The 293-nt window shown below is 29.7% G+C and carries 1 pseudogene; it reads right to left on the bottom strand.

The features are described 5' to 3' along the window. Nucleotides 1–11 precede the first annotated feature (11 nt). Nucleotides 12–293 (bottom strand): annotated as a pseudogene (locus tag ACSG5Z_RS31205) (AI-2E family transporter); the annotation flags it as partial.

The following is a 293-nucleotide window of genomic DNA, read 5'->3' as shown; positions in this document are numbered from 1 at the left end:
TTTTGTATTTACTTTAAGTATTCAATTGCATTTTTTTCAATTGTTTCAATGGAAACATAGTTTTGTGTAGATAACCATTCAACCAATCTATGATGGGATAAATGTTGTATGTATAGTTTTCCCTCTTTAATATAACCGGGCATATTTTTTACTAAATCCATTAACTGTTGCGAGATCGGTGGAACAACTACCCCAACTCCAACTGCAGTTAATGTTATAATAAAAAGATATAACAGTAAAATCGGTAAATTTCTAGGTACTTTTTTATTCTCCATAAAGACTAACAATGGGTT

Origin of the sequence: Bacillus pretiosus (assembly GCF_051294775.1) — a bacterium.
Lineage (GTDB): Bacteria > Bacillota > Bacilli > Bacillales > Bacillaceae_G > Bacillus_A > Bacillus_A wiedmannii.
Note: the sequence above shows the minus strand (reverse complement) of the source record. Positions and strands in the feature narration are given on the sequence as shown.